Genomic DNA, 5,013 nt, shown 5'->3' with positions numbered 1-5,013 from the left:
TCTCCAACCTTGCTCTTAACGACCGAGAGTATCCTCTCCTTAACAACGCTAACGTTACCCTCTACATCTATAGCCTTTATAATGGGAGCAGCAAGTGCCACACTCGCAAAAAGCAAAATGAAAACAAAAGTCAATGTGATTTTCTTCACCGAGCTCTACCTCCCTCCGGCAATATAAGCCTTAAACTCTCTTTTGCCCAGCTCGACTAAACGCAACATCTCCTCAGGTGATAGTAACTCCCGCCTCTCGCTCTTAGCAAAAACGCGAGGCTCAAGATAGAGTATATGAGCTATTACTTCCTTTACTCCAGAGCGAGAAACCCCTCCTTTCACAAAGAAAAACGCCTGAGGTACAGAAACCCCTATTTTGCACATCATTCCTGTACCGATGTTTCCTCTCAGCTTGAAAGACACATGCAGAGCTATTACGGAGTAATCCCCTTTCTCTCCCAGTCCGACTTTATAAAAAGAGAACTTATTAACGGAAATTGGAGGAGAAACCACCGCCGGAGTAGAAAAATTTTCTCTCTCGAGAGAAATATAACTCGAGAGAGAAAGTACAAGAAGAAAGGCGAGGAAGAGAACCTCCACGGTTTCTCTTAAACCCCGCCTCCTCACGCCTGTATTCCTTTCCCACTCTCTCTCTTGAAGAGTCCTTATTTCCGCCTCCGCTAAGGATAGGCTTAGGAAGCCCTCCTCGCTCTTTCCTTGAAGATAAGCTTTCTCTGCCCTCTCAAGCCACTTTTTCGCAAACTTTATCTTTCTAAGAGCAGACTTCCCGCCCATGGCGTCTATTATTATCCCAAAACCTCCTTAAGCTTTTTCAAAGCCCTTTTATGAATTCTCTGAATCTTGCTCACCGAAAACCCCGTCTCGCGTGCAACATCCTTCAAAGCTTTCCCTTTATAGTATATATCTTCTATAACCTTCCTGTCGTCCTTCTCAAGAGAACCAAGCCCAAGGGAAATAAGCCCTTCATCGAAACTAAAGGGTTCCTTAACTTCCATCTCCTCAATAAGCTCCCATGAGGGCATTTTCCTCGTTAAGGCGTTTAAAATGCAACCTCTTATCCTGTAATAAGCGAAGGTATAAAACTTCCATCCTCTTTCCGGTTGAAATCTATCAACCGCCTCAATCAATCCTACCATTCCCTCCTGAAGCAGATCAAGGGTGAGATCGGGCGGGTGTCCTATCTTAGATAGAATCTTGAAAACGAGGGGCTGATAAGATTCTATTATCTTAGCCCTGCTTTCCTCATCCCCCTCCTCCTTGTATTTCCTCCAGAGCTCCTCCTCTTCCTCAGGATCAAGAAGCCTAACCTTGCTCAAAGCTTTAAGATACTCCTCCATTGCTGGGAATCCTCCCATAGATAAGACATTCTTTTCCAAAACCTTAATTATCATTATACCAAAATTTCATAAAAAACAAGGGGAGCGGGTTTCCTTCCGCTCCCCTTTTAAAGGAAAATTAACGCTCACTGCTTTTCTACAATCTTCTTCTCCTTCTAAACAGAATAAGCGTAGATGGAACGAAAAGCATCAAAAGCGCTCCTATATTTTCCTCTCCCACATTACATCCTCCCCCACCACCTGAGGGAGCAGGAGGCACTTCTGAAGGTTCAAAGCTTATCCTCATATCAATTACTTCCTTGCTATCCGCATCCGCCCTCCAGCTTTCAAAGCTATCGTAGTAGTCCCAATATCCATATCCCTTAAAAAACTTAAGCGATGGATATGGGAACAAAATAAAGAGCTTGTGCTCTGCCTTTCTGGGCATTCCCTCTGTAGGATGAAACTCCTTCGCTATAACGAACGAGGAGTCAAGCTCAAAAAGCTCCTCCACGAAATCGTAAAGCTCCTCCCGCGAGGAGAAAGTTGTCCAGAGATAGTTGTACTGGCTATCTATATACTCTCTGAACATCACGAAATTCAGGCTAACCGCATCAACCACATTTCCGAAGACAACACGAGGTTTTCCATCACTCTTTGAACTATCTAAGGGACTATAATGCTCATATATCCCGTTACTCAACCGCCCCTTAAAACCAGTCTTTATATCGCAAATCCCTGTTATAACATGTCCACCTCTTCCATCAACATCCCACCAGTTGGGAGTAAAGACTTTCCAGCCGGGAACCTGAACGAGCCAGAAGGCTGAGGCAACATTAGTAGCCTCAGATCTACAAACGCCAGCCTGTGATATAAGTTTATCATCAAGGTTAGGTTCCCAGTTGTCAAAATAATCACATCCTGGAAAACCCTCAGTAAGCTCAAACCAGGAAAGATATCTCTCGCTTAAAGCCCTAAGCGCCTTCGCAGGATCATCCTCATTCTCCTCAAGTATCGCAGCTAAAACGGAAGCATTAGGAGAAAGCGAATTACAAACTATAAAGGTAGTAACATAAACCATATAAAAAGGAAAAGGTGAACACCAGCCAACGGGTGGACCATAAGTCCAGAAGTACTCAGGGACAAAGGGCTCATAAAAATCAAGCAGTTCCTGTGCGGAAAACAACCTCTCTCCATATGCGTGCCCCGCAGCAGCCTTAAGCCAGCCTTCTTCAGTTTCATTCGCATTATCGGTGCCATACTTGAGCCTCTCTATTACCTCGCTCTCAAATTCGCTCAGCTCCGGAACACAATTCTCCTCACAATAAGCGCTAACTATTCCCGCAAGCACAGAATCCTTATCCCTATCATCCCTTCCAAATAACGGATACCAGACATTCTCCTCGTTCATAACAAGAAATACTTTACCAGCTTCCGGGGGAATGCCCTCTATAACCTCACCGGTCTCATAGTCATGAAGCACACCGCCATAGTAAGGATAGGCATAGCCCTTATCGGTAATAAGAAGATATGCATCGCTATACCCCTCATCAAGCGCCCTTAAATAAAGAGCTTCAGCCATGCTCACGCGCGGTATCTTTCTCGGTTCTTCCCTGTTCCATAAAGTGTTCCAGAAAAATGGAAGCCTGAGATCAAGAATCGGGAATATATACGCCGATGAGTCATAAAAGTCATTCAAGGAAACCGGCGCAAAGGAAATCTCATCGTAATAATCCCAGGAAAACTCACGGGCATCAAGAGGTATATCTCCTTCCCGGTTCTCCATACAATAGCAAACTGCCTCCCAGTAAGCGTAAAACCTTTCAGGATCGTGATAGCTAGCAAATGGATCCTCGCGCAGCATTTCCTTCAGGTTTATTATTCCCTTGGCTCTCTCAAAAAGATTTATATAAAGCCTGTCCATCTGAAGATAATACTCAGGGTGTTTTACCATCAGACTCCTCGCGGAATAGATTCCCATCTTAGCCTCGTATCTGCCTTGAAGACACATATCAGCCACTCTCTCCCATGCCGTTTCATGCCACCTTTTAACATCCTCAGATGTAAACGCAAAAGCAAATGGAGGAAAGGCTAAAACAACACAGATTAACAGAACGCCCACAAAGATCCTTCGCATCACCTAAGATCACCTCACTTCATTCCCAGCAAACTCTTTACTGAAATCTAAAGTCAAAATTAATGCATATCTGGCTTCCTATATAACAGCCAACTCTTATTCCCCCTAAATTATTCAGACTAACGGGATTCTCCAAGTCCCATACAAACTCTGATTTAAACGCGTTCGTAAAGTCAGGATCCCCCTCTCCATTCTCGTACCAGCTATACCAGGGCCCCTCAAACGCCTCGTCATTCTGATCCCAATATCCCACTTGAAATCTGCAATAAGGCACGCTCTCCATAGATATATCCTTAAGTTCTCCATCTTTATGCTCCTTAAAGGTGATCCTTATGCTCTCAACCATCCCATTAGACACGCTAAGCTCTATGTAAGGAACTACCTCAAACGGATTAACGCCAGAAATCTGCGTTACCTTCTCCACCGTTAAAAGTTTTTTATAGAAAACTTTGCTTGAATCGTTAAGATCGGTTATCTTAAGCCATGTTTTATCAAGAACCTCACCCTGGGAAAGCAAAATACATACCCCTTCATTCCCCACGCTTATCTGATCTCCCTCCTCGCTTATTTCCCCATCATTCCAGACTATAAATGAAAATCCATCGTCAGTTTGAAGTTCGATCGAGACAGGATCCCCCCTCTGCTCTTCATAATTCCATACACAACTTTCGATCCAGACCTTATAATAGGGTTTTCCATTATAATATTCCATTTCTATCCCCATACCGTCATAATACGGCTCCATGGTCTCAAAGGAAAACGGTATTCTCACAGTGTATTCTATCCTAAACCATCCATAAAAATCATGTTTATTCCCTTCCCAGAGCCATTTTTCTTCCCCTTGAGCACCGACGCTCTTCCTAAAGTAATATATAGAAGTTCCTAACCAATCTGTAAAGAGCCTCCTTCGCGTTCCATCAGTAATATAGTAATAATCGAAGGTCTTTACCGCCAGCTCATCTCCTATATACTCGCTGAAATCCGGATACATATAAGCTTCAAGCGAAAGTCCCGCTTCCTCAAGAGCTGAATAAAACTTGTTTAGATACTCCTCCTCATCATCCCAACCATTACCATACATTTTGAAGTTCTGTGTATCCGTTATAGCCCTTACCTGATCTACTCCTTCCTCAAACGCTGAGGCTAACTCATCAAGGACTATCTTAGCCTGGTCTCCTCCTCCAGCACCTCCACCAGCACCACAACCTGCTAAAAAAATTCCTAAGAAGAGAAGACTCAACAGACCATAAAAATACTTTCGCATCACCTCATATCACCTCACTTTTTAATAAAAAGGAGCCAACCGCAAGAGACTCGGTTGGCTCTCCCTCGAAAGAAAGCCAACGCTGTATTTACTGAGAGAGATCAAATAGGAAAAATATGCAAAACTCGTCCCCCACATAACAGTTAACATATATCTCCTTTAGCTCCTGAAGATCAACCGGTGAAGGCAAATTCCAAATAAACTCCTTACTTACATCAAAAGCATCGCCGAAATATGGAAGCTCATTTTCATCCTCAAACCAGTAAAAATTCTCATGCTCACATG

Annotated in this window: 5 protein-coding genes; all 5 read right to left on the bottom strand. The window is 43.6% G+C overall.

The window, feature by feature from the left end; translation table 11 throughout:
• Positions 1-155 precede the first annotated feature (155 nt).
• Positions 156-785: a hypothetical protein gene (locus J7M13_08420; protein ID MCD6363998.1), complete on the bottom strand. Its 630-nt coding sequence runs from the start codon at positions 783-785 to the stop codon at positions 156-158.
• Between the two features lie 11 nt (positions 786-796).
• Complete coding sequence (locus J7M13_08415; protein ID MCD6363997.1) at positions 797-1,348, bottom strand: sigma-70 family RNA polymerase sigma factor; 552 nt, start codon at positions 1,346-1,348, stop codon at positions 797-799.
• Between the two features lie 136 nt (positions 1,349-1,484).
• Positions 1,485-3,467, bottom strand: a complete 1,983-nt coding sequence (locus J7M13_08410; protein ID MCD6363996.1) for a hypothetical protein — start codon at positions 3,465-3,467, stop codon at positions 1,485-1,487.
• 34 nt (positions 3,468-3,501) lie between these two features.
• Complete coding sequence (locus tag J7M13_08405; protein MCD6363995.1) at positions 3,502-4,728, bottom strand: hypothetical protein; 1,227 nt, start codon at positions 4,726-4,728, stop codon at positions 3,502-3,504.
• An 88-nt stretch (positions 4,729-4,816) separates the two neighbouring features.
• A partial coding sequence (locus tag J7M13_08400; protein ID MCD6363994.1) for a hypothetical protein occupies positions 4,817-5,013 on the bottom strand: 197 nt, incomplete at its 5' end.

The sequence above is a fragment of the Synergistota bacterium genome (assembly GCA_021159885.1).
Taxonomy (GTDB): domain Bacteria; phylum Synergistota; class GBS-1; order GBS-1; family GBS-1; genus AUK310.
Note: the sequence above shows the minus strand (reverse complement) of the source record. Positions and strands in the feature narration are given on the sequence as shown.